The organism is Microbacterium aurantiacum (assembly GCF_040532595.1).
GTDB classification, from domain to species: domain Bacteria; phylum Actinomycetota; class Actinomycetes; order Actinomycetales; family Microbacteriaceae; genus Microbacterium; species Microbacterium chocolatum_B.
Genome location: NZ_JBEVYX010000001.1, coordinates 1,554,062 through 1,579,469, shown reverse-complemented (window position 1 = coordinate 1,579,469; position 25,408 = coordinate 1,554,062). Strand labels below are relative to the sequence as shown.

General features: G+C 71.0%; 29 protein-coding genes. 13 read left to right on the top strand and 16 right to left on the bottom strand.

Annotated features, from left to right (window positions below):
• Nucleotides 1-10: 10 nt before the first annotated feature.
• A complete protein-coding gene (locus ABXJ56_RS07540) occupies nt 11-979 on the bottom strand; it encodes a DNA topoisomerase IB (protein WP_353999075.1) in 969 nt (322 codons plus the stop codon).
• Between the two features lie 11 nt (nt 980-990).
• Complete coding sequence (locus ABXJ56_RS07535; RefSeq protein WP_353999074.1) at nt 991-1,260, bottom strand: SAP domain-containing protein; 270 nt, start codon at nt 1,258-1,260, stop codon at nt 991-993.
• A 249-nt stretch (nt 1,261-1,509) separates the two neighbouring features.
• Here ABXJ56_RS07535 and ABXJ56_RS07530 point away from each other — a divergent pair, with 249 nt between their 5' ends.
• The 3 genes from ABXJ56_RS07530 (at nt 1,510) to ABXJ56_RS07520 (ending at nt 3,337) form a co-directional block, all read left to right on the top strand.
• Nucleotides 1,510-1,674 carry a hypothetical protein gene (locus ABXJ56_RS07530; RefSeq protein ID WP_353999073.1) on the top strand — a complete coding sequence of 55 codons (165 nt, stop codon included), beginning with the start codon at nt 1,510-1,512 and terminating at the stop codon, nt 1,672-1,674.
• Nucleotides 1,675-1,841: 167 nt separating this feature from the next.
• Complete coding sequence (locus ABXJ56_RS07525) at nt 1,842-2,732, top strand: DUF4097 family beta strand repeat-containing protein (protein WP_353999072.1); 891 nt, start codon at nt 1,842-1,844, stop codon at nt 2,730-2,732.
• Complete coding sequence (locus ABXJ56_RS07520; protein WP_353999071.1) at nt 2,729-3,337, top strand: PadR family transcriptional regulator; 609 nt, start codon at nt 2,729-2,731, stop codon at nt 3,335-3,337. Before ABXJ56_RS07525 ends, ABXJ56_RS07520 begins: the two co-directional genes overlap by 4 nt.
• Nucleotides 3,338-3,340: 3 nt before the next feature.
• On the opposite strand, the gene ABXJ56_RS07515 is transcribed toward ABXJ56_RS07520, so the two are convergent.
• Nucleotides 3,341-3,880 carry a universal stress protein gene (locus ABXJ56_RS07515; RefSeq protein ID WP_353999070.1) on the bottom strand — a complete coding sequence of 180 codons (540 nt, stop codon included), beginning with the start codon at nt 3,878-3,880 and terminating at the stop codon, nt 3,341-3,343.
• A 162-nt stretch (nt 3,881-4,042) separates the two neighbouring features.
• On the opposite strand from ABXJ56_RS07515, the gene ABXJ56_RS07510 reads away from it, so the two are divergent.
• Both ABXJ56_RS07510 and ABXJ56_RS07505 read left to right on the top strand, forming a co-directional pair.
• Nucleotides 4,043-4,228, top strand: a complete 186-nt coding sequence (locus ABXJ56_RS07510; protein ID WP_053546579.1) for a DUF3073 family protein — start codon at nt 4,043-4,045, stop codon at nt 4,226-4,228.
• 143 nt (nt 4,229-4,371) lie between these two features.
• Nucleotides 4,372-5,499: a carboxylate-amine ligase gene (locus tag ABXJ56_RS07505; RefSeq protein WP_353999069.1), complete on the top strand. Its 1,128-nt coding sequence runs from the start codon at nt 4,372-4,374 to the stop codon at nt 5,497-5,499.
• 277 nt (nt 5,500-5,776) lie between these two features.
• Here the strand turns inward: ABXJ56_RS07505 and ABXJ56_RS07500 are convergent, their stop codons facing one another.
• The gene (locus ABXJ56_RS07500) at nt 5,777-6,076 is read right to left on the bottom strand and encodes a putative quinol monooxygenase (RefSeq protein WP_353999068.1); all 300 of its coding nucleotides are present in this window, start codon (nt 6,074-6,076) and stop codon (nt 5,777-5,779) included.
• Between the two features lie 187 nt (nt 6,077-6,263).
• Between ABXJ56_RS07500 and ABXJ56_RS07495 the strand changes: the two genes are divergently transcribed.
• Nucleotides 6,264-6,845 carry a dihydrofolate reductase family protein gene (locus ABXJ56_RS07495; protein WP_353999067.1) on the top strand — a complete coding sequence of 194 codons (582 nt, stop codon included), beginning with the start codon at nt 6,264-6,266 and terminating at the stop codon, nt 6,843-6,845.
• A gap of 25 nt (nt 6,846-6,870) precedes the next feature.
• On the opposite strand, the gene ABXJ56_RS07490 is transcribed toward ABXJ56_RS07495, so the two are convergent.
• Nucleotides 6,871-7,278, bottom strand: coding sequence for a DUF6157 family protein (locus tag ABXJ56_RS07490; RefSeq protein ID WP_353999066.1), 408 nt, complete (start codon nt 7,276-7,278; stop codon nt 6,871-6,873).
• Between the two features lie 344 nt (nt 7,279-7,622).
• Between ABXJ56_RS07490 and ABXJ56_RS07485 the strand changes: the two genes are divergently transcribed.
• The gene (locus ABXJ56_RS07485) at nt 7,623-8,084 is read left to right on the top strand and encodes a MarR family winged helix-turn-helix transcriptional regulator (RefSeq protein ID WP_353999065.1); all 462 of its coding nucleotides are present in this window, start codon (nt 7,623-7,625) and stop codon (nt 8,082-8,084) included.
• 16 nt (nt 8,085-8,100) lie between these two features.
• On the opposite strand, the gene purF is transcribed toward ABXJ56_RS07485, so the two are convergent.
• Together purF and purM are read right to left on the bottom strand one after the other, a co-directional pair.
• A complete protein-coding gene (gene purF, locus ABXJ56_RS07480) occupies nt 8,101-9,564 on the bottom strand; it encodes an amidophosphoribosyltransferase (RefSeq protein ID WP_310890640.1) in 1,464 nt (487 codons plus the stop codon).
• A gap of 28 nt (nt 9,565-9,592) precedes the next feature.
• A complete protein-coding gene (gene purM / locus ABXJ56_RS07475) occupies nt 9,593-10,732 on the bottom strand; it encodes a phosphoribosylformylglycinamidine cyclo-ligase (RefSeq protein WP_353999064.1) in 1,140 nt (379 codons plus the stop codon).
• Between the two features lie 93 nt (nt 10,733-10,825).
• Here purM and ABXJ56_RS07470 point away from each other — a divergent pair, with 93 nt between their 5' ends.
• A complete protein-coding gene (locus tag ABXJ56_RS07470; RefSeq protein ID WP_353999985.1) occupies nt 10,826-11,437 on the top strand; it encodes a zinc-binding alcohol dehydrogenase in 612 nt (203 codons plus the stop codon).
• A gap of 29 nt (nt 11,438-11,466) precedes the next feature.
• Here the strand turns inward: ABXJ56_RS07470 and ABXJ56_RS07465 are convergent, their stop codons facing one another.
• The 3 genes from ABXJ56_RS07465 to ABXJ56_RS07455 form a co-directional block, all read right to left on the bottom strand.
• Nucleotides 11,467-11,835, bottom strand: coding sequence for a potassium transporter Trk (locus tag ABXJ56_RS07465; protein WP_353999063.1), 369 nt, complete (start codon nt 11,833-11,835; stop codon nt 11,467-11,469).
• Nucleotides 11,836-11,842: 7 nt separating this feature from the next.
• A complete protein-coding gene (locus tag ABXJ56_RS07460) occupies nt 11,843-12,364 on the bottom strand; it encodes a hypothetical protein (protein ID WP_353999062.1) in 522 nt (173 codons plus the stop codon).
• Nucleotides 12,365-12,460: 96 nt separating this feature from the next.
• Entirely contained in the window at nt 12,461-15,625 is a 3,165-nt protein-coding gene (locus ABXJ56_RS07455; RefSeq protein ID WP_353999061.1) for an HtaA domain-containing protein, read from the bottom strand.
• A 139-nt stretch (nt 15,626-15,764) separates the two neighbouring features.
• Here ABXJ56_RS07455 and ABXJ56_RS07450 point away from each other — a divergent pair, with 139 nt between their 5' ends.
• From ABXJ56_RS07450 to ABXJ56_RS07440, 3 genes are read left to right on the top strand one after another with little or no spacing between them, the layout of a single operon-like run.
• Complete coding sequence (locus ABXJ56_RS07450) at nt 15,765-16,871, top strand: heme/hemin ABC transporter substrate-binding protein (RefSeq protein ID WP_353999060.1); 1,107 nt, start codon at nt 15,765-15,767, stop codon at nt 16,869-16,871.
• A complete protein-coding gene (locus ABXJ56_RS07445; protein ID WP_353999059.1) occupies nt 16,868-17,941 on the top strand; it encodes a FecCD family ABC transporter permease in 1,074 nt (357 codons plus the stop codon). Before ABXJ56_RS07450 ends, ABXJ56_RS07445 begins: the two co-directional genes overlap by 4 nt.
• Nucleotides 17,938-18,753, top strand: coding sequence for a heme ABC transporter ATP-binding protein (locus ABXJ56_RS07440; protein ID WP_353999058.1), 816 nt, complete (start codon nt 17,938-17,940; stop codon nt 18,751-18,753). Before ABXJ56_RS07445 ends, ABXJ56_RS07440 begins: the two co-directional genes overlap by 4 nt.
• A 21-nt stretch (nt 18,754-18,774) precedes the next feature.
• Here the strand turns inward: ABXJ56_RS07440 and ABXJ56_RS07435 are convergent, their stop codons facing one another.
• A complete protein-coding gene (locus ABXJ56_RS07435; protein WP_353999057.1) occupies nt 18,775-19,131 on the bottom strand; it encodes a sterol carrier family protein in 357 nt (118 codons plus the stop codon).
• A 47-nt stretch (nt 19,132-19,178) separates the two neighbouring features.
• On the opposite strand from ABXJ56_RS07435, the gene purD reads away from it, so the two are divergent.
• Nucleotides 19,179-20,450: a phosphoribosylamine--glycine ligase gene (gene purD / locus ABXJ56_RS07430; protein ID WP_353999056.1), complete on the top strand. Its 1,272-nt coding sequence runs from the start codon at nt 19,179-19,181 to the stop codon at nt 20,448-20,450.
• Between the two features lie 4 nt (nt 20,451-20,454).
• On the opposite strand, the gene ABXJ56_RS07425 is transcribed toward purD, so the two are convergent.
• The 3 genes from ABXJ56_RS07425 to ABXJ56_RS07415 all read right to left on the bottom strand — a co-directional run bounded on the left by ABXJ56_RS07425 (nt 20,455) and on the right by ABXJ56_RS07415 (nt 21,789).
• On the bottom strand, nt 20,455-20,964 hold the full coding sequence (locus ABXJ56_RS07425) for a hypothetical protein (protein ID WP_353999055.1): 510 nt from the start codon (nt 20,962-20,964) through the stop codon (nt 20,455-20,457).
• Between the two features lie 121 nt (nt 20,965-21,085).
• A complete protein-coding gene (locus ABXJ56_RS07420) occupies nt 21,086-21,430 on the bottom strand; it encodes a DUF202 domain-containing protein (RefSeq protein WP_353999054.1) in 345 nt (114 codons plus the stop codon).
• A complete protein-coding gene (locus ABXJ56_RS07415; RefSeq protein ID WP_353999053.1) occupies nt 21,427-21,789 on the bottom strand; it encodes a YidH family protein in 363 nt (120 codons plus the stop codon). The genes ABXJ56_RS07420 and ABXJ56_RS07415 overlap by 4 nt, the downstream gene beginning before the upstream one ends.
• Before the next feature lie 49 nt (nt 21,790-21,838).
• On the opposite strand from ABXJ56_RS07415, the gene ABXJ56_RS07410 reads away from it, so the two are divergent.
• Nucleotides 21,839-22,804 (top strand): phosphoribosylaminoimidazolesuccinocarboxamide synthase, encoded by a 966-nt coding sequence (locus tag ABXJ56_RS07410; RefSeq protein ID WP_353999052.1) that lies wholly within the window; start codon nt 21,839-21,841, stop codon nt 22,802-22,804.
• 27 nt (nt 22,805-22,831) lie between these two features.
• Here the strand turns inward: ABXJ56_RS07410 and ABXJ56_RS07405 are convergent, their stop codons facing one another.
• Both ABXJ56_RS07405 and ABXJ56_RS07400 read right to left on the bottom strand, forming a co-directional pair.
• On the bottom strand, nt 22,832-23,848 hold the full coding sequence (locus tag ABXJ56_RS07405) for a LacI family DNA-binding transcriptional regulator (RefSeq protein ID WP_353999051.1): 1,017 nt from the start codon (nt 23,846-23,848) through the stop codon (nt 22,832-22,834).
• Nucleotides 23,849-23,879: 31 nt separating this feature from the next.
• Nucleotides 23,880-25,346 (bottom strand): GH1 family beta-glucosidase, encoded by a 1,467-nt coding sequence (locus tag ABXJ56_RS07400; protein ID WP_353999050.1) that lies wholly within the window; start codon nt 25,344-25,346, stop codon nt 23,880-23,882.
• Nucleotides 25,347-25,408: the final 62 nt, after the last annotated feature.

The window sequence follows — 25,408 nt, the reverse complement described above, 5'->3', positions numbered from 1 at the left end:
CCCCGCGCGCTCACCGCCCCGGACGCAGCAGCGCCCGGATCGCCGACTCCGGCGAGACGGAGAGATCCAGCAGGTGTCCGTCCTTGTACCGCGACCACACTCGCGGGTCGATGTAGGAGCTCCGCGCCACCGCGGGCGTGTTCCCGAGGGCGGTCGCGGTGGCTTTCACGGCGAGCACCTCCGCGCGCTTGCGCTCCCGGCTCGTGGAGACCTCGCCGATGCGGGCCAGAGCGTCGGCGGCGAGGATGGTGCCGCGGAGCGTCCGGAAGTCCTTCGCCGTGAACGATCCGCCCGTGAGGGTGCGGACGTACGCGTTGACCTCGGTCGGCGTCACGGGCACCCGGCGCCGGCCGCGCTCCCAGGCGAGCAGCCGAGACGACGGCCGACCCGCGGCCATGAGGGCGATCGCGAGCGCGAGGTCGGGGTCGTCGATCTCGATGTTCTGGCGCTGACCGCTCTTGCCCGGGAAGCGCAACGCGACGAGCGTCGCCTCGACAGCAGCGTCCCGTCGCTGCAGCGTCGTGAGCCCGCGGCTGCCGTGCTTGGTGAAGTAGCGCGTGGACCCGATGCGGAGGGCCCCCTGATCCAGCAGTCGGAAGGATGCCGCGAGCACGCGCTCCCGGTCGAGCGCCTCGCGGCGCAGCGACGCGGTGACCCGCGCCCGCGCGCGCGGCAACGCCTCGGCGAGCGCCAGAGCACGGGTGTACTTGCCGCGGTCACGGCCCGTGGTCCAGTCCGGGTGGTAGATGTACTGGCGCCGCCCGGCCTCGTCCGTGCCGACCACCTGGATGTGACCGCGCGCCTCGCAGCAGATCCAGACCTCCTGCCAGGCCGGCGGGATCACCAGCGTCTGGATCCGGGCGCGGTCCCGTGCGGGGACGGCTTTCCCCGCGACATCGACGAACCGGAACCCCTCACCGGCCTTCATCCGGCGGTACCCGGGATCGTCGAACGGACGCACCCGGACGAGCTTCGGCATCCGTGTACCGCTCAGTGCTCGCGGAGCATGTCGATGAGCTCCGCCTTCTTCTTCTCGGAGTAGCCGGTGAGGCCGAACTTCTTCGCGCGGGCACGCAGGTCCTTCACCGTCCAGTCCTCATAGGAACCGGCGGCGCCGCCGCGCTCGCCGACCGTGTCGCGCCCGTCGCGGGCAGCGGCGTTCGAGATGCGTGCGGCCTTCTCCTTCGAGGCGCCGTCCTTGCGCAGCTCCTCGTAGAGCTCCGGGTCCTTGAGGCTGTTCGATCCGCGGTTCTCCGGCATCGGTGCGTTCCTTCCCGGGACACCTGGGGGCGCCCTGATGCTCCACACGGTAGAACCGTCGACGACGCCGGGGAGGGCCTTGACAACGCGTTCGTGGCCACTTCTGGCGCATTATCGCGCGATATCACCGCCGTGGACGCGTCGTCAAGCCCCTCCCGGGGCACTCACGGCGATGACAGAGTCTTCTCAGTGCCCACGAGGCACGCCGGTACGCAACCCGCGTGCCTCCGCCGGAGAAGGAGAACTTCCATGAACCTCGCACTCATCGTCATCATCGTGGTCGCGATCGTCCTTGCCATTGTCGGCGGGCTGAACAGCGCCCTTCAGTGGCTGCTGTGGGTCGCCCTCATCGTGGGCATCATCGCGCTGATCGTCTTCCTGTTCCGAGTCATCCGCGGCGGCGCCCGCACCTGACCTCGGTCTCGAAACCGGTGAAGGCCGTCCCCCTCGGGGGGCGGCCTTCGTCGTTCGCGCAGCCACAGTCTTGACCAACGCGATATATCGTGTTCTACTTCTCACACGCGATATATCGCGAAGGATGCCGCTCCGACCGGACCGCGGCGCGACACATGGGAGAGAACATGACCCTGGAGAAGTGGCTCATCCACCCGGGCGAGACGCGCGTGATCGACATCGACGACGTCCGCACCCTGAAAGTCGGCCTCGTCGGCGGGCAGATCGATGTGATCGGACACGACGAGCCCGGCATGCGCATCGAGGTGCACAACGTCACCGTCAAGGACCTGCGCATCGAAGCGACCGGCGACGCCGTCGAGATCGACCACCCCCAGCTGCGGTGGGACAACTTCCTCGAGGTGTTCCGCAACTTCGGCGCCGGTGGACCGAAGGCCGAGATCAGCGTGGCCGTCCCCCGCTCCATCGCGCTCACCCTCGGCGTGGTCTCGGCCAGCGCGCTGGTCGCCGGCCTGCGCGAGGACGCCCGACTGAACACCGTGTCCGGCGACATCATCGTCGACGGCCTGACCGGCGACTTGTCCGTAAACGCCGTCTCCGGCGACGTGCAGGTGCGCGAGCTCGTCGGCGCCCTCACCGCCAACAGCGTGTCGGGCGACGTGGCCGCGACCGGCACCCTGCGCTCCGCGACCATCGACACCGTGTCGGGTGCGATGCTCGTCGACACGAGCGGCCCGGTCCAGCGCGTGAACCTGAACACCGTCGGCGGCGAGTCGACCGTCCGCATGGACGAGGGCTACCCCGCCAACTACGTGGTGCGCAGTGTCAGCGGACGCGTGCAGATCGACGGCATCGTCCACTCCGGCCAAGGCTCGCTCCCGACCACCAGCTACGCCGGCTCGGTGGGTGAGCTCAGCGGCTCATTCGCCGACGTCCGGGCGAACTCCGTCGCCGGCGCGATCACAGTGCTGCGCCGTCCGCCCGTCACGGAGCACGTCACGACCGACATCCCGCACGATGTCACCGATGGCGGAGTCGACGACGGAGCTCAGCCGTGAGCCCCGTGTTCTCGCACGGCGATCTGCGGCTCTACCTGCTGAACCTCCTCGACGAAGGGCCCCGGCACGGCTACGACATCATGCAGGCCCTCGCCGACCGCACCGGCGGCACGTACACCCCGAGCGCGGGCACGATCTATCCGCGGCTGGCCAAGCTCGAGGAGGAGGGACTCGTGACCAAGAGCGTGGACGGCCGGAAGACGGTCTACGCGATCACGGATGCCGGCCGCGCCGAGGTGGCCTCCCGCGCCCACGAGCTCGAGGGCATCGAGGCGGGCCTCGCCGACTCGGTCCGTCTGATCGCCGACGAGGTGCGCGGGAGCGTCCGCGAGGCGATGCGGAGCCTGCGCGCCGACCTCGCTGCCGCCGGCCGTGACCAGCAGACGCACGAGGCGCCGAGCCCACCGGACGACGACCCGCGCTCGCGCAGTCGCGAACAGGTGAGCCGGGCGGATGCCGCGGTGAACGAGTTCCGCGCTCGGGTCCGCAGCGACCTCCGGGCGCATGTGGCGCGCGGCGGCGAGCTGGCGACCGACATCGTCGACGACCTCGCGTCCGAGCTCGACCGCATCGCGCGCGACATCACGCGGACGCTGCGGGGCTGAGCGTCAGGCAGGCCAGAGGTCCTCGTCGTCCCGCAGCGGTTCGCCGAGCGGGACGACGAGGATCGGTCGTTGCTGACGATGCGCGAGGCGCGCGGCGACCGATCCGGTGAAGAACTCGCGGATCGACTCGCCGAGCCCCCGCCGGCGGGTGCCGACGACCAGCATCCGCGCCTGGATCCGGTCGGCGAACTGCCGGATGGCCATCGCAGGATCGCCGACGAGTTCGTGGGCCGACCATCGGATGCCGGACCCGGCGAGCACGTCGGCTGCCGCAGCCTCGATGCGCATCAGGTCGTCGCCGTCGCCGGTGATGCTCAGGTCGATCGGAGCGGAGTGGACGTAGCCGTCGGGGTCCTCGTAGGTCACGAAGCGGGTCACGTCGACGTGCACGACCGCGAGCGGCGCCCCGTGCAGACGCGCATATCTCGCCGCTTCCTTGAGAACGCGCGACGGCTGGTCGGGGATGACCCCCACGACCACGGCACCCCGCAGGGCCTCGACGTCCAGGGCCTCGCCCCGATCGACGGATGCCTCGTCACTCATGCGTCATCGCCCCATTCCGGTATGGTGTGCGCAGCCGCGGGCGACCCCGGGGCTCCGTGATATCCTGAACGCTACTCTTACCGGTCCAATCCGGATTCGTGAATACCCGGGTCAGCGGCTCTTCAGCCCGCGCCCGCGACTCAGATCGTGAGGGGGTCTCGCATGGGGCGTGGCCGTCAGAAGGCGAAGCACACAAAGATCGCCCGTGAACTGAAGTACGACACCTACAGCGTGAACTACGCTGCGCTGGAGCGTGAACTCGGTCACCCGTCCGACGACGACGCGTACGTCGACAAATGGGCCGATCAGTACGAAGACGAAGACGAAGACGAGCTCGAGAAAGCCTGATCTTCGCGAGAAGCCGCCGTCACCACCGGTGAGGGCGGCTTTTCTCGTGCCCGCGTGGAGCCCGGACGGCGGTCGCCGCTGTCAAGTGGTTGCCGGCACCCCGGACGAACCTGTTCGATGGAGGCTCGGGCGAGGGGAGAGCCGTGCACGATCCTGACTTCACCATCGGCATCGAAGAGGAGTACCTCCTCGTGGACCGCGAGACGCGATCCTTGGCGGAGGCTCCCGAGGGCTTCCTCGACGGCCTGGTGGCCGAGCTCGGCGACCAGGTGAGCCCCGAGTACAAGCAGTGTCAGGTCGAGATCGGCACGCGGGTGTCGGCGACCATCGGCGAGGCCCGCGACGATCTCCGGCGCCTCCGCTCGACCGTGTCGGCTCACGCGGAGCAACACGGGCTCTCGCCGATCGCCGCGGCCTGCCATCCGTTCGCCGACTGGAAGCACGCGCACCACACCGACAAGGAGCGCTATCGCGGCCTCGAGCGCGACCTCGCCGGCGTCGCGCGCCGTCTGCTCATCTGCGGGAACCACGTGCACGTCGGCATCGGCGACGACGCGCTGCGGGCCGACCTCATGAATCAGATGGCCTACTTCCTTCCGCATCTGCTGGCGCTGTCGGCATCCTCGCCGTTCTGGCAGGGGGAAGACACCGGCCTCGCGTCCTACCGGCTGTCCGTCTTCGACAACCTGCCGCGCACGGGCCTCCCGCCCGAGTACGTCAGCTGGGTCGAATACCAGCGATCCGTCGCGGTACTGATCGACCTCGGCGTCATCGAGGATCCGACGAAGATCTGGTGGGACATCCGGCCCTCGCATCGCTACCCGACGCTCGAGACGCGGATCATGGACGTGTCGCCGCGGATGGAGGACACGCTCGCCCTCGCGGCCGTCAACCAGTCCCTGCTGCGGATGCTGTGGCGACTGCGGAAGAAGAACCAGCGGTGGCGCGTGTACGACCGATTCCTCGTCGGAGAGAACCGGTGGCGCGCGCAGCGCTACGGCGTGACCGAGGGGCTGATCGACTTCGGCGCCGGCGAGATCGTCCCCTTCCCGGAACTCGCGGCGCAGCTCATCGAGCTCGTCGGGGAGGATGCCGAGGCATTGGGCTGCGTCGAGGAGGTGCGCCGCATCCAGCAGATCGCCGACACCGGCACCTCCGCGACCCGGCAGCGCGCGGTCGCGGCGGGCGTGGAGACCGCCGGCTCCGATCCGGGCGCCGCGATGGCGGCTGTCGTCGACAGCCTCATCGCCGAGTTCCACGAAGACCTGTAGTGACGAGCAGCACGGGTTCCGAGCCGGCAGACGACGCTGTGTTCGACGTTTCCGGCGTGGAGCAGATGTCCGATGTCGAGCTGAGAGATCGTCATCGGGAGATCCTGCGGATCGAGCGCGAGCGGTTCCATCAGGATCTGAGTCCGATGTTCTTCTTGGCTCACGTGTCACACCTGCAGAACTCTGCTCTGGAAGATGCGCGGTGGGCCGTGGAGAGGGAGTTGCGCCGACGGGGACAGCGTGCGAACGGAGACTGAGCCCAGGGAGCCGTGAAGCCTCAGTCCGCGCCAGCATCCTCGGACTGCGCGCCGATGACGTAGCGGCGTTCGATCCCGGCGGTGGCGAGGCCCCACTCACTCGATACCGCGCGCCGATGATGCGAAGCGAAAGCCTCTTCATCCGAGAATAGTTCGTCGACCGTCCAGACGAGGCCGTCGCCGGTCGGTGCGACCTCGAACGTGAGGCAGCCTCTTTCGGCGCGCGTGAGTTCGATGTGCACGGCCAGATGGGCGCGAATGATCCTCGCCTGCTCGGCATTTTCGGCGATCAGGTGACCGCTGACACGCACCTGGCTCATGAGCCGGTCACGACCCCGTCCGGCACAGAATCGAGGTATGCCGTGAACTCGGCCGCCGACCGCCTGCGGGGGCGGTGCGGAGCGAAGACGTCGAGGAAGGCGTGTCGACCATTCTCGAAAGGTACCCCCTCGCGCTGGACCGTCGGGAGTGGTGGACTGTGTCCACCGCTTCGACGAGGAGGGCCCCATGTCCGCACGCTTCGTGTACTGGATGAATGTCTCACTCGATCTGTTCATCGAACACGCGCCAGACGAGCAGGGCGGCGGCGACTGGATGAGCATCGGCGAGGAGCTGCACGAGGTGTTCAACGCGCGAGCCGACGCGCTCACGATGATGGTGCAGGGCCGCAAGGTGTTCGAGACGATGGAGAGCTTCTGGCCCGAGGCACGCGACAACGCTGAGTTCCCTCGGGTGTACCGGGACTACGGGCGCATCTGGACGGACAAGCCGAAGATCCTCGTTTCGCGCACGCGCAGCGTGGCGCCGCACAATACGACGGTGGTCGGCGGCGACAACGCCATTGAGAGACTGGGCGAGGTGCGCGAGAGCGGGCGCGGGGAAATCGGCGTTGGCGGCGCGGGCGTCGCCACCCAGCTCCTCAGGGCAGGACTCCTCGACGAGGTGCTGATCTTCACCCACCCCGTCATACTCGGCTCTGGGCGGCCGCTCTTCGACGACGTGACGTCGCTCGTGCGCCTGGATCTGCTCGAGCACGCGAGCTACGCCGGCGGTGTGACTATGCACCGCTACGCGGTGAAGAACGCGTGACGATGTCCGCTCGACGGGTGGTTCCCTAGCGGCGGCGCGAACGCATCGCTCGGGTGTGCGCGAGAGTCGGGTCCGCCGCGAGCCTTTTGTACTCATCGGAGTCGATCGGATAGACCGCGACTCGACCGTTCCCGTCGTGGTGCGTGCCCCATCCGTAGCGTTTGCCGAGCGGTGAAGATCGCAAGCACGGCTGCCCCTTGGAGAAGAAGGCGATCCACGCGGCCTCCCGGTCCGCCTCCTCGATACCGGCCCTTCGCGCGTATGTCTCGAAGATGATCTCGTCAGATGTGCGCGCGTACGGATCCGCAGCGATCAGTTCGTAGTGTAGCCCCGCGATGGTGGGGCTGGCGGTGCGCGGCGGCTCCTCCCCGGACACCGCGGGACAATCCTCGGCGGCTTCGATGAACGTGTCGACGTAGTTCGTGGTGTGCATGCGACCCCCTGTGTTGTCACGAAGCTACTCCACGCCTCGGACACGCCTCAGGGGCAGTACATCAGGGGTTTCGAACCGGAACGGTCGAAGGTGTGCGCGCTGACGGGGTGACCGCACAGCGGGCAGGCGCGCTCGGCGCGCGCTGCCGCGGATGGTGGTGGAGTCGTCTCGTAGGGGCCGACGGATGCCGGGCCGGCGACCTGGATGAGCCGGGCATTCACGTAGGCATACCATCCGCCGGCTGCCTTCACCCGCTCACGAAGCGGAAGCTGCTCACCCTCCGGCCTCCTGTTCGTGCGCATATCGTTAGTGTACTAAACATCTGCACGCCATAGGCTTGCCCCATGAGTTCTGCCCCCGCCGATGTCGACGCCGACGATCTGCTGCGGCTGGAGAACCAGCTGTGCTTCGCCATCGTCACCGCCGCGCGCAACGTCGTCGCGATCTACCGGCCGATCCTCGAACCGCTCGGCCTCACGCATCCGCAGTACCTGGTGATGCTCGCCCTGTGGGAGCAGTCGCCGCGATCGCTCGGCGAGCTCGCGATGGAGCTGGCCATGGAACCGGCCACGCTGTCCCCGCTGGTGAAGCGGCTCGAAGCTCAGGGACTCGTCATTCGCTCGCGCCGACCCGCGGATGAACGCGTCCTTGACATCTCGCTCACCTCCGAGGGGCGCGAGCTGCGCCGTCGGGCCGTTCGCGTTCCCACCCAAGTCCTCGAAGCCGTGGGTATGGACGCCTCAGAAGTCGGTCAGCTGCGAGAAGGACTGAGCGCGTTCGCCGGGCGCCGCCGCTCAGGCGGGTGATCACCCGCTCGTGAGGTCAGGACTCCTGGGAGCCCTCCACCCAGGCGAGGTACTCGTCGCTGACGGTGCCCGTGATGTAGCGGCCGTCGAAGCAGCTCATGTCGAGGTCTTCGACGTCGGGCGAGCCCTCGAGGATCGCGGCCTTCAGATCCTCGACCTCCTGGTAGACCATGTAGTCCGCGCCGAGCTCCTCGGCGATCTCGGGGATGGTCCGGCCGTGGGCGACGAGCTCGTGCCGTGACGGCATGTTGATGCCGTAGACGTGCGGATAGCGCACGGGCGGCGCCGCCGAGGCGAACGTGACGGTGGCGGCACCGGCATCCCTCGCCATCTGGATGATCTCCTTCGACGTCGTGCCGCGCACGATGGAGTCGTCGATAAGGAGGACGTTCTTCCCCTTGAACTCGCTCGACATCGCGTTCAGCTTCTGCCGCACGCTCTTCTTGCGCACGGCCTGCCCGGGCATGATGAACGTCCGGCCGACGTAGCGGTTCTTGTAGAAGCCCTCGCGGTACTCGATGCCGAGTTTCCGGGCCACCTGCATCGCAGCCGGGCGCGCCGAGTCGGGAATGGGCATGACCACGTCGATGACTCCGGGAGGGGTGTACTTCGCGATCGTGTCGGCCAGGCGCTCGCCCATCCGCAAGCGCGCCTCGTAGACCGAGATGCCGTTCATGATCGAGTCGGGACGTGCGAGGTAGACGTACTCGAACGAGCACGGCACCAGCTTCGGATCGGTCGCGCACTGCCGGGTGTGCAGGTTGCCCTCGAGGTCGATGAAGACGGCCTCGCCGGGCTCGACATCCCGTACGACCTCGAACTCGCCGTTCTCGAGAACCAGCGACTCGCTGGTGACGACCCACTCGTATGAGCCGTCCGCGTTCCGCCGTGTGCCGAGGATCAGCGGACGGATGCCGAACGGATCGCGGAACGCCAGCAGACCGTATCCGGCGATGAGTGCGATCGCCGCATACGACCCCTCGACGCGCTCGTGGACGCGCGTGACGGCCTGGAACACCTGCTCGGGATCAAGGTCGGGGCCGGAGATGACGGTCTGCAGCTCGTTCGCGAGGACGTTCACGAGCAGCTCGGTGTCGGAACTGGTGTTGAGGTGCCGCCGGTCCTTGCGGAACAGCTCCTCGGTCAGCTCACGCGTGTTGGTGAGGTTGCCGTTGTGCACCAGCACGATGCCGTACGGCGCATTGACGTAGAAGGGCTGCGCCTCTTCTTCGCTGGATGCCGTGCCCTTGGTGGCGTAGCGGACGTGCCCGAGGCCGAGGTTGCCGAGGAGCGCGCGCATGTCGCGCGTGCGGAAGCCCTCGCGCACCTGGCCCTTCGCCTTATGGACGTGGAACACCCCGCTCGGCTCGGCCGTGGCGATCCCGGTGGAGTCCTGGCCGCGATGCTGGAGCAGGAGCAGGGAGTCGTAGATCTCCTGGTTGACGGACCCGCGGCCCACCATCCCGACAATTCCGCACATGGGTGTTGCTTCGCTCCGATGGTTGGGGTCAGCGGGTGGCGCCGGCGGCGCCGTCCGAATACGTTCCGACGAGGCGCACCGCTCCGCCGTCGACACCCTTGGCGCCCTGCTCGAAGTCGCCGGCGGGGAGGGCGCCGTCGCGGACGACGCCGACCTGCCAGGCGTCGAGGCCGGAGGTCGCCAGCTGCGTGATCGCGGCATCCGCCCGTTCCGCGTCGACGACGGCGAGGAAGCCGATGCCGAGGTTCCAGGTGCCTTCGGTCGCGGCGAGGTCGAGTCCGCCGAGATCGGCGAGCACGCGGAAGACCGGGGAGGGCGACCATGTCGACCGGTCGACGTCGACCCACGTCCCGAGGGGCAGCACGCGGGCGAGGTTCGCGGCGATGCCGCCGCCCGTGACGTGGCTGAGGGCGTGGACGGCGTCGCCGGTCTCGTCGATGAGACGCAGGAGCGGCGAGGTGTACAGGCGGGTGGGCTCGAGGAGCGCCTCGCCCCACGTCATGCCGAAGTCGGCGGCGTTGTCGCCGTACTGGATGCCGGCTCCCGCGACGATGTGGCGGACGAGCGAGTAGCCGTTGGCGTGCATGCCGCTGGAGGATATGGCCAGCACCGCGTCGCCGGCGCGCACGCGCTCGGCACCGAGGACCTTGTCCGCCTCGACGACGCCGGTCGCCGCTCCGGCGACGTCGTAGTCGTGCACGCCCAGGAGGCCCGGGTGCTCGGCGGTCTCGCCGCCGACGAGCGCCGTGCCGGTCTCGGCGCAGCCCTCGGCGATGCCGCGGACGATGTCGGCGATCCGCTCGGGGAACACCTTGCCGCACGCGATGTAGTCGGTCATGAAGAGGGGAGCCGCCCCCACCACGACGATGTCGTCGACGACCATGCCCACGAGGTCGCGCCCGATCGTGTCGTGCTTGTCGATCGCCTGGGCGATCGCCACCTTCGTGCCCACGCCGTCGGTGCTCGTGGCGAGGAGGGGCTTGGTGTAGCCGCGGAGCGCGGTCGCGTCGAAGAGGCCGGCGAAGCCGCCGACGCCGCCGAGCACCTCGGGCCCGTGGGTCTGACGCACCGCGGACTTCATCAGTTCCACGGCGAGATCGCCCGCGGCCGTATCGACTCCGGCTCGGGCGTAGGGGTTTTCGGGGGTGTCTCGAGAGGGTGAGGCCACGGGCTACAGCCTAGCGGCGGTGCGGGACCATTACCGTCCGACTCCCGCCCGCGTACCGTCCCCGTGACGGAGGCGGGCAATACACTGGTGCGCATGGGCGCGGCCGGGGCTCCGGAGTGGCTGATCCGCGAAGATGCCGGTCAGCCGGTGCTCCTCGCCCTTTACCTGCGCCAGGTGCTCGGCATCCGCTCTCCGGAGGAGCTCCCGCATCTGCGCGGCATCCCTCCGCGACCGGTGGAACGCGAGGACGCGGCGCAGTCGATCCTCGAGCGGCAGTGGCGCGAGTACTGGGCGATGACGGTCGAGCCGCAGGCCCACCCGTCCCCCGTCCCGTTGGACCTCGTCGACGAGTACGACACGCTCCTCGCGCTGCCGATCGAGGGGTTCGACGAGCTGCGCGCGGAGCTGGCGGGTCACGGATCCGAAGCTCTTGCCTTCGCGCAGTCGGCGCACGCGCGCTACCGACGCGACGGCCACGTCGGAAGCGGCAGCGCGTACCGCGCGTACGCCAGTGCGATCGCCGAGTACGAGCGGCAGATCGGCCGCCGGGCGCACTCGTTCGAGCTGAACGTGCAGGTGCTGCCGCTCGCGCAGCGCGGGGTGTGGTGGATCGGATCGCTGACGATCGCAGTCACCGACTCGTTGCGCGGGGACGTCGTCGCGTTCGATGCGGCGATCCACCCGATCATCGCCGAGCTGGCCTGAGCGGTCCGGGTCTCGTCAGGCGGGGCCCGTCAGGCGCGGTCGTCGTCGGGGGCGATCTGGATCGCGTCGTGCTCGACGGCCACCTGCCGCGCGCGGCGGCTGGAGGCGCGGTCGAAGATCAGCGCCACCACGCCGGCGAGGGCGACGCCGAGCGGGATGCAGATGAGGGCGATGAAGCCGAAGACCTGGCCCTGCGAGTACTCGAAGCCGGTGTTGCGGCTCACGGCCTCCGTGCCGTCGAAGGCGAAGGTCAAGATGAGGGCGACGAGGATGCCGAGCCCCGCGCCTGCGATGAGGAAGACCGAGATCTTCGGTGCGCGGCGGAGCTGGAGGGTCTCGGACCGCGCACGGTAGGGCTCGGGCGCGGAGCCGCGCGGGTGCATCGGGTCGTCGGCCATGCCTCCATTATCCCTTCGGGGCGTCGGGGGCCGGGCCGCCGGCGGGAGGGCCGGCCGGACGCGCGGGCCGGGGCGCGCGCGGAGGCCGCGGAGGCGGAGGGGCGAGGTCAGCGGCATCACGCGCCCAGCGGGGCGGCTCATCGCCGACCGGCGAGGTGAGATCGTCGTGCAGCGTCGTGGCGTGCTCGGCGATCACCGGTGACGTGCGGAGGCCGACGAAGCGGTCGAGCACGATGGCCAGAACGCTCATGACGAGCAGGCCCACGCCGATGCACAGGGCGGCGAGGACGCCGAACACGCGCAGATACCCCGAGGGACCGTTCGACAGCGGGCCCCCGGGCGGAGCGGTGAACCCGGCCACGATCGTGAGCACGATCGCCATCGCGAGGCCGCCGAAGAGCCCGATGAACAGGAACCGGCCGACCCGCGGCGCGCGCCGGACACCGAGCGATACCCACTCCTCGTCGACGACGTGCTCGTGCCGGGAGCGGTCGTCATCGTCTGCTGCGCCTGTGCGCGCGCGTGCCATGGGTTCATTGTGGCACCGGGCGGGTCGGCGCGGGCCGGTCGCGCGGCATCCGTCGGATCGTCGTGTCCGCGGATGCCGCGCGCGGCGCCCGCGCTCTCAGGCCGAGCGACGGCGGGCGACGGTCACCCACACCCCCGCGCCGACGAGAGCGGCGAGCACGACGAACCCGGCGAGCGCCCACGGCCACACGGCCGAGGAGTCGTCGGATGCGGCGGCGACGGTGGACTGCGCGTCCGGCCCCACGGGGGCGGATACCGACCCGTCCTCGATTTCGGGCGCCGCGTCGCCCGCAGCGAGATCGCAGTCCGGGGAGACGGGGAGGACGGCCGAGACCGGGTCGAGCTGCTCGCCGGCGGAGTACGTGCCGAAGGCGCTCGCCCCGGCATCCGTCAGCGTCGCCCGCAGCGCGTCGAGGGCCAGCCCGTCGTCGGTGACCTCGAGATCGGGGAGGGCGAACTCGGCCAGACGCACACCGGCCTGCGCGACGGGCGCTCCGTCCTGCGTGGTGCCCGTGACGTCGAACACCACGTACCCACGATCGCCGGCCAGCTCGATGCGCGCGTCGGTCAGCGTGGTGTCGAGCGCGCCGCCGTGACCGGTGAAGCGGATGCTGCCACCGAAGTCCACCAGGCCCGTGCGGGTCTCGGCATCCACCGATCCCGTGCCGCCGGTCCACGTGAAGTCCGGGTAGTCGTAGACGACCCCGTCGAGCTCCCATCCGCCCGCGGCGATGCCCTCGATGTAGGTGCGGAAGCTCTCCTTGAAGCCCCACGCGAGGGTCGCGGCGTCCACGACGCACGCCCCGACGGTCGCCGTGCGGGCGAGGGTGAACGCGATCCCGCGCTCGATCGAGCCCTGGAAGGTGAGCGTGTGCTCGCCGTCGGGGAGGGTCGCCGGCAGCGCGCCGGTCCACGTGGCGACGCCGGCGGCATCCGCGTCGACCTCGGCGAGGAGCGTCGGGGTCGAGTACACGACGACGGCGATGCCGGACTCGTTCGGCTGGAAGCCGGGCACGGAGATCGTGACCTGCTCACCGGCCGACAATGCCGCGAGGGTGGCGTCGTCGAGCTCGATGCCGCTGGTCGCGGGCGGCGCCTCCGGGAGGGTGCGAGCCGGCGGTTCGGGGGCCGCAGCGGCGACGGTTCCCGTGGACCCCGCCGGCGCGGGGGCGGGGACGCCCACCGTGAACGTGACCGGGTCGAGCGTCGTCGAGAAGCCCTGCAGCACCCGCGCGACACCGTCGGCGGTGATCGTCGCCGGGACGCCGGAGTAGGTGACGGTGCCGCTGCCGGTCGAGCGGGTCCCTGCCGCGAGGTTCAGCGTCGCGAAGCGCACCTGCGCACCGCCGGAGGTCACGTACAGATCGGCCGAGGTCGATGACGTGATCTGCACCTGCGGGGCGGCGATGGTGACGTCCAGCACCCCGGAGTGGCCGAGGAAGCGCACCGCGCCGCTATACGACACGGTGCCGGTGCCGTCCGCGGTCGAGTACGTGCTGCCGGAGGCCTGACCGAACTGGAACACCCCGTTCGCCCGGGTGGCTCCCCCGGTCACCGCGACGCTGCCGCCGGCGATGGGTCCGGTGACGTAGCCGACGAAGCTCGACGAGATCCCCCAGCGGAGCGATCCCGCGCCGACCGGCGCCTCGGGACCCGTCGGCGTGAGCACCGGCGGCGTCGTCGGGGTCGTGGGGGTCGGGCTGGGGGTCGGGTCCGGGCCCGGCGTCGGCTCCGGGTCCGGTTCGGCTCCGACCGCGATCGGGACGAAGAGCTCCTGGGCGGCGTTGGCCACACCGCCGGCGCCGTAGGTGTAGACGCCGGTGCGTCCGCCGGCCGGGCCGTCGGTGATCTCGGACACGGTCAGGCGCGCCTCGAAGGTGCCGTCGGCGGCGAGGGGCACCCACTGAGCGCGTACGGCGCCCTGGTACATCGGCGGCACCTGGTTCAGCACGTCCTCGGAGAGGATCCATCCCTGCGCGCCGACCTTGCGGTTCGACGAGGGGGCACCGGCGGAGGGCTGCCACGACGGCGCGAAGGATCCGAACACGATGTACGACCCCTGCGGGAGGGTCGCAGGGATCGGGACGCCGCGCCCGCCGATGTTCGCGGTCGGGTCGAAGCCGGACCCGCGCACGACGACCTCCTCACCGGGGGCGACGAGGGAGGACCCGACCGGGGTCGTGCCGTCAGCGCGGAACACCTGGATCTCGGGCTCGAACACCGGCGCCGGGTCGGCGAAGGTCAGGGGCGTGTAGGTCTCGAAGGCCGCATACGTCGCGCCGCTGCCGGGGTAGGTGTAAATCCCGTAGTTGCCCTCCCGCAGATCGTTCGCCTCGGATGCCGAGACCGTCAGCTCGATCTCGAACGACCCGTCGGCGGCGATGACGACGCCGCCGTTCCCGGCGTTGACCGCGCCTCCGAACTGGGCCTCGTTCACGCCCCACTTCTGGGCGATGACCGTACGCGCCGACGACGGTGCTCCCTGCGAGGGACGCCAGATGTCGAGGAACTTCCCGAAGACGACGTACGCACCCGCGAACACGCCGGCCAGCGGCGGCCGTGCGCCGTTCGTCGCGGGCGGGTCGGCGACGAATCCCGACCCGGTCACGGTCACGGTCTGGCCGTCGCGGTCGAGTCCATCGGTGACGGACACCCTCACGCTCGGCGCGGGGACGGGCGCGGGCTCCTCGGTCGGCTCCGGAGTCGGGGTCGGCTCGGGCGTCGGCTCCACGGTCGGCGCGGGTGTGGGTTCCACGGTCGGGGCGGGGGTCGGCTCCGGGGTCGGCTCCGGCGGGAAGACCGCGTCCCACTCGGTCGGCGAGATCGCGACATCCGCACGGGCGTAGATCGTGGCGGCGTTCGCGGGCGAGTGGATCTGCCAGATCAGCACCTCGTACGTCTTCGTCCGGTCGAGGCCGGATGCCGCGGCGGTGAGCGCGAAAGCGGTGGCTCCGTCGGCGATGACCGGGAACGGCATCGCGAACGCGGCGTAGCCCCCCGATCCGGTGAGGTTCGCCTCGGTGCCCTTCTCGATGAGCGCCGCGTAGGCCGAGGCGGCCGGCCCGAGTCCGCTCGCCTGCACCTGCACGGTGATCCCTTCCGGCGAGACGGCGGTCACGGACGGCGTCACGACCGCGCCGCCGACGACCGCGCGGGCCGTCGGGGCGGTGAGCGCTCCCGCGATGACGAGGAGCGCCGAGAGCAGGACGGCGAGCGCGATCTGGGCGCGCGCGGCGAGCGGGGGAACGGATTCGGGTAGCACGAGGGTCTCCGGAGACGTCGGGCGCGGGGCGCCGGAATCGGTCGGTCGGGTTTGGTTAGTTAGGGTTGCCTTACCTAAGCTGAGTGCACCGTACGGCAGATTCTCAGCCGCCGTCAACTCCGAGTGAAGGCCTACCGACATGAACCGTGTCCGCTCCCTCGCGCTGCTTCTGGCACTCGCACTCGCCGTCTCGGGCTGCGCCGCCGCGGGGGCGTCCGTCGATCCGGGAGCGACCACCCCGGCGATGGATCCGTCGTGCCCGGCATCCGATCTCCCCCTCGTCCAGCTCGCCCTCGCGAGCGACCCGCGCGCGGTCAGCGGACCCTCTACGGCCTGCCTGCCGTCGCGCGCGGTCGAACCCGTCGACGGCGGCAACCCCGTCCTCCCGGCCTCGGTGACGGATGCCGAGGACCGTCGGGTCACGGTCACCGACATCGAACGGATCCTGCCCGTCGACATCTCGGGCACGATCGCGGCCACCGTGTTCGGGCTCGGGCTCGGGGACCGGGTCGTCGGGCGCGACGCGTCGACGGAGTTCCCCGGCACGGAGGACCTGCCGGTGGTCACCGACAGTGGACACACCCTCAACGCCGAGGCGATCCTCGAGCTCGCCCCGACCGTCATGCTCACCGACACCTCGATCGGGCCGAAGGAGGTTCGCCAGCAGCTCCGCGACGCGGGCATCGCCGTCGTCGTCATCAGCGGCGAGCATCGCCTCGACACCGCCGACGACCTCGTGCACGAGATCGCCACCGCACTCGGCGTCCCGGACCGCGGCGACGCCCTCGCCGCGCGGGTCCTCGCCGACCTCGATGCCGCCGTGACCGAGATCGCCGAGGTCGCACCGGACGCGGCATCCGATCGCCCACGGATGCTGTTCCTCTACGTCCGCGGGAACGCCAACATCTTCTACATCTTCGGCCGCGACTCGGGCGCCGATTCGCTCATCGAAGCCGTCGGCGGCATCGACGTCGCCGGCGAGATCGGGTGGGAGGGCATGCAGCCGATGACCGCCGAGGCGCTCGTGGCGGCGCAGCCCGACGTGCTCGTGATGATGACCGACGGGCTCGCTTCGGTCGGCGGCGTGGACGGACTGCTCGAGCGCATCCCCGCGCTCGAGCAGACCGCGGCGGGCGCGCACCGCCGCGTGATCGACATAGCGGATGCCGACATCCTCAGCTTCGGGCCGCGCTCGCCCGAGATCGTGCGCGCCCTCGCCCGGGCGCTGTACGCCCCGGCCGCATGAGCGTCGAGGTCGTCACCCCTGTTCCGACGCGGGGCCGGGGAACTCGGATCGCCGTGACCGCCGGGGCACTGGGGACAGCCCTCGTCGCCGTGTCCGTGGTCTCGCTCGGACTCGGGCAGTACGCGCTCGCCCCGACCGAGGTGCTCGGCGTCCTGCTCCAGGCCGGGGGGATCGACACCGCGTGGGCACCCGACGCACCCACGGCCGCGGGGGTCGTGCTCGATATCCGTCTGCCGCGCATCGCGCTCGGCATCCTCGTCGGGGCGGCGCTGGCGGTGTCCGGCGTGCTCATGCAGGCGATCTTCGGCAACCCCCTCGCGGATGCCGCGGTGGTGGGGGTCTCCTCCGGCGCCGCCCTTGGGGCCGCGGCGAGCCTGACGTTCGGGCTCACCCTCTTCGGGCTGTGGACGACCCCCGGCTTCGCCTTCGTCGGCGGGCTCGTCGCGGTCTTCTCCGTCTACCTGGTCAGCCGGTCGGGCGGGCGGACCGAGGTGGTCACGCTGCTCCTCACGGGCATCGCGGTCAACGCGATCGCCGGGGCGGGGCTCGCCTTCCTCACCTTCGCCGGGACGACCTCCACGCGCGAGCAGATCGTGTTCTGGCAGCTCGGCAGTCTCAACGGCGCGCTGTGGCAGAACATCGCCCTCGTCGCGCCGCTCGTGCTGGTGGGGGTCGCGGCATCCGTCCTCGTCGCGAAGCGGCTCGACCTCTTCGCCCTCGGCGAGCGCACCGCGCGCCACCTGGGTCTTCGCGTCGAGGCCCTGCGCATCCTCGTCATCGTGCTCGTCGCGCTGCTGGTGTGCGCGGCCGTGGCGTTCGCCGGGATCATCGCGTTCGTGGGCCTCGTCATCCCGCACCTGATGCGGATGGCGATCGGGCCCGCCCACCTGCCGCTGGTCATCACCAGCGCCCTGGGCGGCGCGACGCTCATCGCCGTCGCCGACCTCATCGCGCGGACGGCCGTGCCGCTCGCCGACCTGCCGATCGGGATGATCACCTCCCTCGTCGGCGGCCCCTTCTTCCTCTGGCTCCTCGTGCGGACACGGCGCCGGGCAGGGGGCTGGGGATGACGGCGCTGCGGGAGGCTGGACCGGCCCGCGGGGCGGTCCTCGAAGCGCGGGACGTCTCCGTCGTCCCGGACGGAGCACGCCGCGAGATCCTGTCGGGAGCTTCGCTCGGGATCCGTGCCGGGGAGGTGCACGCGCTCATCGGGCCGAACGGTGCCGGGAAGTCGACGCTGTTCGGCGTGATCGCCGGCGACGTCGTGCCGACCTCCGGATCGGTGCACCTCGACGGCGTGGCGCTGGCGGCGTACCGCCCCCGCGACCTCGCCCGACGGCGCGCGGTGCTCCTGCAGCAGAACGCCGTGAGCTTCCCGTTCACCGTCGCGCAGGTCGTCGCGATGGGGCGGGCACCGTGGGCGCGGACGCCGCTCACGGATGAGGACGACGAGGCGATCGCCGCGGCGCTCCGTGAGACCGATATCGTCGACCTCGCGGAGCGGACCGTGCCGTCGCTGTCGGGAGGCGAGCGCGCCCGCGCGGCGCTCGCGCGCGTCCTCGCACAGCGGACCGACATCCTGCTGCTCGACGAGCCGACCGCCGCCCTCGACCTGAGGCATCAGGAGGACGTGCTGACCCTCGCGGTGCAGCGCGCGCGGGAGGGCGCGGCGGTCGCCGTCGTGCTGCACGACCTCAACTCCGCGATGGCGCACGCCGACCGGGTGACGCTGCTCTCGCACGGGCGGGTCGTAGCGACCGGCATCCCGTCGGAGGTCCTCACCGCCGAGCGCATCGAGGAGGTCTACGGCCAGGCGGTCGACGTCTTCCCCCACCCGAAGACCGGGGTGCCGGTCGTGACCCCGCGGCGGCACGGGCGCTGACCGGAGACCTTAAGAACACGGTCAGGGCCGGAGCGGCAGCAGAGCGGAGAGGTCGGCGCGCACGCCGGAGGCGGAGATGCGACCCGCGGCGGAGGCCTCCACCCACGATTCGGCGCCCGTCGCGAGCGCGACCCAGGTGTCGGCATCCGTCTCCACGACGTTCGGCGGCGTTCCGCGCGTGTGCCGCGGGCCCTCGAGCACCTGCACCGCGCCGAAGGGAGGGACGCGCACCTCGACGCTGTTGCCCGGCGCCTTCTCGGCCAGCAGCTGCAGCAGGTAGCGCACCGCGGTCGCGCGCGTCGGGCGGTCGTCCGCTCCCGCGGCCAGAGCCGCGAGCGCGGCGCGTCCGTCGTCGGTGGTGATCTTCCGCGGAGCCATCCCCTCACCGTACTCGCGCCCGACGACCCCCTCGCTAGGCTGGCGGGGTGAGAATCCTGGTCCTCGGTTCGGGCGCGCGCGAGCACGCCATCGTCCTCGCGCTGCGGGGGGAGGACGTCGCGCACGAGATCTTCGCCGCTCCGGGCAACGCCGGAATCGCCCGGGATGCCGAGATCGTCGCGCTCGACGCGAACGACCCGGTCGCGGTGACGGAGTTCGCGAACGAGCGCCACGTCGACCTCGTCGTCATCGGCCCCGAGGCGCCCCTCGTCGCGGGCGTCGCCGACGCGCTGCGCGAGCGCGGCATCCCGGTGTTCGGTCCGGGGCGCGCCGCCGCTCAGCTCGAGGGATCCAAGACGTTCGCCAAGCGGATCATGGACGCCGCGGGCGTGCCGACCGGCCGCGCGGTGCGGGCCGCGACCCCCGCCGAGGTCGAGAAGGCCCTCGATGACCTCGGCGCCCCGCACGTGGTCAAAGCCGACGGACTCGCCGCGGGCAAGGGTGTGATCGTCACCTCCGACCGCCAGGCCGCCCTCGATCACGCCGCCGAATACCTCCCGTCCGGCGCCGTGCTCGTCGAGGAGTTCCTCTCCGGCCCCGAGGTGTCGCTCTTCTTCCTCAGCGACGGCGACCGCGTGCTCCCCCTCAGCCCCGCGCAGGACTTCAAGCGCCTCGGCGACGGCGACGCCGGCCCGAATACGGGCGGCATGGGCGCATACTCGCCGCTCCCCTGGCTCGCCGAGCGCTTCGGCAGCGAGGAGGCGTTCGTCGACCTCGTCACCCGCGACATCGCCGAGCCTGTCATCCGTCAGCTGGATGCGGAGGGCACACCCTTCATCGGCCTCCTCTATGCCGGCCTCATCCTCACCGATGCGGGCGTCAAGGTCATCGAGTTCAACGCGCGCTTCGGCGACCCCGAGACCCAGGTCGTCCTCCCCCGCCTCGTCGACCCTCTGTCGCAGCTGCTGCTCTCGGCCGCATCGGGTCACCTGGAGGACGAGCGCCGTCCGGTCTTCTCCGACCGCGCCGCCGTCACCGTCGTCCTGGCGAGCGAGGGCTACCCGGCCGCACCCCAGACGGGCCGCGAGATCACCGGGACGGATGCCGCGGCATCCGTCGACGGGGTCCACCTCGCCCACGCGGCCACCGCCGAGGTCGACGGCGCGCTCGTCGCCACCGGGGGTCGCGTTCTCAACGTGGTCGCAACCGGGGAGACGTTCGGCGAGGCGCGTGGGCGCGCGTATCAGGCGATCGACGCGATCGGCCTCGACGGCGCGCAGCACCGCACCGACATCGCAGCGACGGTCGACGAAGGCTGATGCCTCACGGCTGCACGACCCGCAGCCATGCCTGCTCGACATCGTCCGTGTCGGTGAACGAGAGCTGCACGGGACCCGCGTACGGGAGCGAGTAGTCGGACGGTGTCCTCATGGGAGCACCGCAGTCGAGGGTGCCCTCGACGAGCATCCGGCCCGCATCGGCGGGATCCGCGGACGTCAGTTCGTACGTGCCCCGCTCCCCCTCGCACTGACCCTCGATGAAGAAGGGCCGGTCGGCGACGAGCACCCCCGGTCCCGCGACGGAGGAGTTCGACGGGGGCGACGACCCCCGATCCGAGACGGCCGACGCTACTTCCCCCTCCACCGGCTCGGACGGGAGGGCGAAGGCAGGAGAGTGAGTCGGTGACGTCGGGGCCGGCGCGGCGGGTGGCGTCGCGGGGGGAGGTGCGGTCGCCGCGGTGTCGTCGGCGGATGTGCAGCCGGCGAGGGCGACCGCGCTCAGGGCGGCGACGGCGATGGCGGTCCGGGTACGGCGTGCTCTGCGGGCATCCATGTCTCGACGCTAGGTCGCGGCCCGCGACGCGCGACAGGGGGTCGAGATCGCGTGCGTTCCGACGTACCCTCCGCCTCCGGGCCGGCGTCGGACGGACCTACCGGGACGGCCGGCGCCGCGGTCAGCCGGCCGCGACCACGATCACGACGCCGAGGGCGAGGAGGCCGGCCGCGACCACGAAGGCGAGGAGGGCGGCAGGCAGAGCACCGCCCGGGAGCGCCGCGCGGTCACCGTGGGCGGCCAGGACGCGGGCCGTGGTGCGGTAGCGCCGATCGGCGCGCCACCACAGCCACGCCGCGAACATCAGTCCCAGCACGGCCGGGGTCAGCCACACGAGCGAGCCCAGCGCCTCCGGCAGGACGCGCAGGGCGATGAGCGATCCCACGCCGATCGCCAGCGCCGTCCGCCGCCAGGCCAGCGCCGTGCGCTCGGGCTGGAGTCCCGGATCGAAGAGGGGCTCGGTCATCGCCAGACGATGCCGAGGAGCACGAGGATCCCGACGACGACCACGACGATCGCGAGCACGACGCTGGTGTGCGCGCCCGGCAGCGGGCGTCCCGTGCGGAGGGCGCGCTCGGTGCGCATCCACTCGACCCACGCCCAGATCGGCAGGGCGAGTCCCGCGACCACCAGCACGAGGGACGCGGCCAGGCGGAACCCGACCTGGAGGTCCAGCCCGAGGGCCTCCAGCGCGACGCCGCCGGCGATGAGCGCGAGCGCGGTGCGGGTCCAGGCGAGGAAGGTCCGCTCGTTGGCCAGCGTGAACCGCGCGTCGGGCTCGGTGCCGACGCGGAACACCGAGCGGGGGAAGCGGGTGCGGGTCACGCAAGACACGCTAGCGCGGGCGACGGACCCGGAATGGGAGGATGGGCGGGTGAGCGAAACCCTCGACCTGCCCGGCTGGCGTCACGTGTACTCGGGGAAGGTGCGCGACCTCTACGTCCCCGCGGACATCCCGGACGCCGAAGCCGACGCGGACGTATCCGCCATCGCCGAGCGGATGCTCGTGGTCGCCAGCGACCGGGTGAGCGCGTTCGACCACGTCCTCTCCCCCGGCATCCCCGAGAAGGGCGTGCTCCTGACGACGCTGAGCCTGTGGTGGTTCGACCGCCTGGCCGGCGGCGACGGCGGTCGCGACATCCCGAATCACCTCGCGGCGAGCCGGGTGCTCACCGCGCCCACCGGAGCGGATGCCGACGCGGTGCGCGACCTCATCCCCCCCGCGGTCGCGGGCCGGTCGATGGTCGTGAAGGGCCTCGACATGCAGCCGGTCGAGTGCGTCGTCCGCGGGTACCTGACCGGATCGGGCTGGGCGGAGTACCGCGCGAACGGCACGGTCTGCGGCATCCGCCTCCCCGAAGGACTCGCGAACGGCGACCGCCTGCCCGAGCCGATCTACACGCCGGCGTACAAGGCGCCCCTGGGCGAACACGACGAGAACATCTCGTACGAGCAGACCGTCGACCTCGTCGGCGCCGACCTCGCCGCACAGCTGCGCGACCTCTCGCTCGAGATCTACGACCGCGCCGCCCGCACCGCCGAGGAGCGCGGTCTGATCCTCGCCGACACGAAGTTCGAGTTCGGCCTCGACGACGCCGGTGTGCTGACCCTCGCCGACGAGGTGCTCACGAGCGACTCGTCGCGGTACTGGGATGCCGAGGCGTGGCAGACCGGCCACAGCGCCGCCGAGCGCATGGCGAGCTTCGACAAGCAGATCGTCCGCGACTGGCTCGCCACCAACTGGGATCGCACCGGCGAGCCGCCCGCGCTTCCGCTCGAGATCGTCGAGCGCACGGCCGGCCGCTACCGGGAGCTGCTCCAGCGCCTCACCGGCTGGTGAGGCAGGCTCCGGTCGGACTGAGCCCGGTCAGACCGAGTCGCGCGGGATGAGCTCGGTCTCGAGGATCGTCACGTGCGGTGCCTCGCGTCCGGCGAGGAGGTCGAGGAGGATCGATGCCATCCGCTCCCCCTGCGCGTAGGACGGCTGACGCATCGTCGTCAGCGCCGGCGACACCGAGGTCGCCACAGGCGAATCGTCGAACCCGACGATCGAGATGTCCTCCGGGACGCGGATGCCGGCGGCGGTGAGAACGTTCATCGCACCGCGCGCCATCAGGTCGCTCGCGATGAAGATCGCATCGGGAAGCTCGCCGCCGCGCTCGAGCATGCGGCGCATCGCCGCGGTTCCGCCGTCGGAGGTGAACCGGCCGTCCTCGATGGGCCCCTCCAGCAGGCCCGCCTCCTGGAGGGCCTGGCGGTAGCCGCGGAGGCGGTCGACGCCGGCGGGCATGTTGAGCGGCCCGGTGATGGTCGCGATGCGCCGCCGCCCGTGGGCGATCAGGTGCGCCACGGCATCCCGCCCGCCGCGGACATTGTCGACGTCGACGTAGTAGTCGCGCTCCCGCTCGCGCACGGGTCGCCCACCGTAGACGACCGGGACGACGGCGGCGATCCGGTCGATGAACGTGTCACTGGTGTGGTGCGAGACGACGATCGCGCCGTCGACCGCACCGCTGCGGACGTAGCTGGTGGTCTTGTCGCCCGGGTCGTCGTTGGCGATGAAGAGATTGAGCACGTAGTCCGAGCGGCTGAGCCGCGCGTTGATGCCCGACACGATCGCCGCGAAGAACGGATCGCCGAAGAACCGGGTGGTGTCCTCGGGGACGATCAGCGCGATGGCGTGGGTCTGACGGCTCGCGAGCGAGCGGGCGGCACGGTTCGGAACGTAGTTCAGATCGGCGATCGCACGGTTGACGGCATCGAGCGCCTCCGGGCTCACGGCCGTCGAGCCGTTGACCACGCGCGACACCGTCGATCGGGAGACCCCGGCCGCCGCCGCGACCTCTTCGATCGTGACAGAACCCCGAACGGTGTCTGCGCTCATGTGTAACCTCCCTCGTGCGATCGCCAGTCTGTCAGGATGCCGGGACCGCGTGCGGCGCGAGTGCCCGCGCCGCGATGATACGGCTGTACTCCCGTCCGCTGTCCTTCACCGTGCGCACCTGCGTGTCGTAGTCGACCCGGACGATGCCGAAGCGCTTCTCGTAGCCCCACGCCCACTCGAAGTTGTCGAGCAGCGACCAGTAGAAGTAGCCGCGGACGTCGACGCCGGCATCCTGTGCATCCAGGATCGCCGCGAGGTGGTCGCGGACGAACTCGACGCGCTCCGCGTCGTGCACGCGCGGCTCGCCCGCGTCGACGACGAGCTCGTCGTCGTAGGCGGCGCCGTTCTCGGTGACGTAGAGGGTCACCTCGGCGGGCTGGGCGTACTCGCGCCACACGCGGGTGAGCAGGCGGGTCAGCCCCTCGGGCTGCACCTCCCAGTTCATGGGCGTCCGCGGCAGGCCACGCTCGTGCCAGAAGATGCCGTCGGATGCCGGGAAGGGCGAGCGACTGGGGCGATCGGTCGGCGCCTCGCCGACGGGCGGGAGGACGACCGGGGCGTGCCCGCTGACGAGCTCCCCGTGGTAGTAGTTCACCCCGAGCGTGTCGATCGGGGTCGAGATGGCCTCGAGGTCGCCCGGGAGGATCGCAGCCTGCAGCGCGTCGGCGGCGGCGGCATCCACCCGGCGGAAGTCCGCCACGATGTCCGAGGGGTAGGCCCCACGGAAGATGGGGTCGAGGAACCAGCGGTTGAACTGGCCGTCGATCCGGCGCGCCGCATCGATGTCGGCGGGGTCGGCCGCGTCCACCGGGTCGGCGACGGTGAGGTTCAACGTGATGCCGAGGTTCAGCGAGGCGTCGCGGGCGCGCAGCTCGCGCACCGTCTGCCCGTGTCCGAGCAGCAGGTGGTGGGCGGCGAGCATGCCTTCGGCGTCGCTGTAGTGCCCCGGCGCGTGGATGCCCGCGGCGTAGCTGAGGAACGACGAGCACCAGGGCTCGTTGAGGGTCGTCCACACGTTCACGCGGTCGCCGAGCGCGTCGTGCATGTCGAGCGCGTACTCGGTGAAGCGGTCCGCGGTCTCGCGCACGGTCCAGCCGCCGCGCTCCTGAAGAGCCTGCGGCAGGTCCCAGTGGTAGAGCGTCAGCCACGGGAGGATGTCGGCCTCGAGCAGCTCGTCGACGAGACGGCTGTAGAAGTCGATGCCCTTCGGGTTGAGCTCGCCGCCGTCGGGCCGCACCCGCGACCACGAGGTCGAGAAGCGGTACGTCTGCAGCCCCATGCGCTTCATCAGCGCCACGTCGTCGCGGTACAGGTGGTAGTGGTCGCACGCGATGTCGCCGTTGTCGGCGTGGATGACCGCGCCCGGCTCGCGGCTGAACGCGTCCCAGATCGACGCCCGACGCCCGTCCTCGAAGGCGGCGCCCTCGATCTGGAAGGCGGCGGTGGCGGCACCGAACAGGAAGTTCGCGGGGAAGGTGCGCTCGGAGTTCTCGCTCATGCGGGCGGCATCCTCTCTGGGTATGGGGGGGACGGACGAGGGTGGGTCGGGTGACGGATGCC